The organism is Bartonella saheliensis (genome assembly GCF_902162175.1).
Genome location: NZ_LR607274.1, coordinates 1 through 3,050, shown reverse-complemented (window position 1 = coordinate 3,050; position 3,050 = coordinate 1). Strand labels below are relative to the sequence as shown.

Annotated in this window: 1 pseudogene; it reads right to left on the bottom strand. The window is 39.5% G+C overall.

The window, feature by feature from the left end:
• Positions 1-3,050 (bottom strand): annotated as a pseudogene (locus FS875_RS10300) (hypothetical protein); the annotation flags it as partial.

The following is a 3,050-nucleotide window of genomic DNA, read 5'->3' as shown; positions in this document are numbered from 1 at the left end:
GCTTCGTTTAATCTCTTTTTGAAGATTCTCAAAAGACGTTCCTACACCAGAAAAAGCGGCAACTACACTATCATAGCTTGCTTCTTCAACGGCACTGCTATCTTCTTTCACTGTCTTAACTTTGAAGCTAGGCGCTTTCCATTCTCCATTCTCATAGCTGCCTTCACCACCTAAAGACTTTGCAACACTGCTCCCTAGAGTATGAAGCTGGTTACCCGTCACAGCATCATGAGAACCCTCAATAATCTTACCATCCGCAACATTATGGAGTGCCGTGAGGGTTTTATCTTTGCCGCCAAACGTTACACTCGCATAATCAACACTGCCACTTACATCATCTCTTTTATCATAATGCACAACCGCTGAATCTTCTGACTGAAGATGATTAATCTGATTAGTTATCTCATTTTTGATATTCGTGAATGAATTACCAACTCCACTCAAAGCTTCCGCTACATTGGTATAGTTCTTCTCTTCAGAGTTACCATCCTTTTTAACAGTATTAACCTTAAAACTAGGTGCTTTCCATTCTCCATTCTCATAGCTGCCTTCACCACCTAAAGACTTTGCAACCCCTGCACCCAATTTATAAAGCTGGTTACCCGCTACAGCATCACTTGAAGCTGCACTAATCTCTCCATTGGAAAGGTACTTAATCTTGCTATTTGCTTTGCCTTCACCATGCTGTGCTACAAACGCATTATCAGATTCACTCCATAACAGAGCATTCTGCTTCATATTTTCTGTAACCTGTGTATTGCTTTGTTTAATCTCTTTTTGAAGATTTTCAAAAGACGTTCCTACACCAGAAAAAGCGGCAACTACACTATCATAGCTTGCTTCTTCAATAGCACTGCTATCTTCTTTCACTGTCTTAACTTTGAAGCTAGGCGCTTTCCATTCACCATTCTCATAGTTGCCTTCACCACCTAAAGTCTTCGCAACACTGCTTCCTAGAGCATGAAGCTGATTACCCGCTACTGCATCATTTGAAGTGGCACTAATCTCTCCATTAGCAAGGAATTTAATCTTACTACTTGCTTTGCCTTCTCCATGTTGCGCACTAAAGGCATGATCATCCTTGCTCCATAATAAAGCATCACCTTTAACTTCTTTATTAATGTTGTCTAACTTTTCATTAAAGTTATTAACAACATTAGTTAGATGTGTGTTCACATTTGTGAAGTTCGTATCAATACCTGCAAAAGCAGAGCCTACATTATTATAGTCAACTGCTTGGCCTTCCGTTCCATCTTCTTTATAACTTTTAAGTCTGTAAGTCGGTGCTGTCCATGTGCCATTTTCATAGCCAGCTCCTCCACCTAAAGTCTTCGCAACACTGCTCCCTAGAGTATAAAGCTGATTACTCGCTACAGCATCATGAGAACCCTCAATAATCTTACCATCCGCAACATTATGGAGTGCCGTGAGGGTTTTATCTTTGCCGCCAAACGTTACACTCGCATAATCAACACTGCCACTTACATCATCTCTTTTATCATAATGCACAACCGCTGAATCTTCTGACTGAAGATGATTAATCTGATTGGTTATCTCATTTTTGATATTCGTGAATGAATTACCAACTCCACTCAAAGCTTCCGCTACATTGGTATAGTTCTTCTCTTCAGAGTTACCATTCTTTTTAACAGTATTAACCTTAAAGCTAGGTGCTTTCCATTCTCCATTCTCATAGCTGCCTTCACCACCTAAAGACTTTGCAACCCCTGCACCCAATTTATAAAGCTGATTACCCGCTACTGCATCATTTGAAGTGGCACTAATCTCTCCATTAGCAAGGAATTTAATCTTACTACTTGCTTTGCCTTCTCCATGTTGCGCACTAAAGGCATGATCATCCTTGCTCCATAATAAAGCATCACCTTTAACTTCTTTATTAATGTTGTCTAACTTTTCATTAAAGTTATTAACAACATTAGTTAGATGTGTGTTCACATTTGTGAAGTTCGTATCAATACCTGCAAAAGCAGAGCCTACATTATTATAGTCAACTGCTTGGCCTTCCGTTCCATCTTCTTTATAACTTTTAAGTCTGTAAGTCGGTGCTGTCCATGTGCCATTCTCATAACCAGCTCCCCCACCTAAATATTCTGCAACCTGCTGATTGACAGAATAAAGCTGTCCACCGGTAACTGCATCTGTAGAACTAGAAGCAATATTGCCAGCTAAAACGTGGGTGATCTTACTATCTGTTCTTTCTTTGCCTTCTCCATGTTGCGCACTAAAGGCATGGTCATCCTTGCTCCATAATAAAGCATCTCCTGTAACTTGTTGCGCAACATGACCCACTGCTTCCGCTAATTTGTCTTCCACTTTTTTGATATTTGTATCAAGCTGACCTTTGTTAACTGCCTCATTATTCTTGGTTGCTTCCTTCACGCCAGAAAGTATACGGTCTTCACTATTCTTGTTGGCAATAGTGATTGTATTGCCTTCTTTTTCTGCGCCTATCTTAATAAGACCTGTATCATCCTGCTTGACAAGACTTTCACTAATAATATTGGTAATTTGGTTATTCACATCATTATGAATGTCTGTAATAGAAGTACTGATACCTGCAAAGGCATCTGCAACATTGTGATAGATAGTTTCTTCAACCTTATTGTCATCCTTTTTAACTGTTTTGACTTTAAAGCTAGGCGCTTTCCATTCTCCATTCTCATAGCTACCTTCACCACCTAAAGACTTTGCAACCCCAGCACCCAATTTATAAAGCTGATTACCCGCTACAGCATCATGAGAACCCTCAATAATCTTACCATCTGCAACATTATGGAGAGCTGTGAGGGTTTTATCTTTACCGCCAAACGTTACACTCGCATAATCTGTATTACCATCCTTCTTATCATAATGAACAACGGCTGAATCTTCTGACTGAAGATGATTAATCTGATTGGTTATTTCATTTTTGATATTCGTGAAAGAGCTACCAACACCCTCAAAAGCAGCAGCAACATTTTTATACTCTTGCTCTTCAGAGTTACCATCCTTTTTAACTGTTGTGACTTTAAAGCTAGGTTCTTTCCATT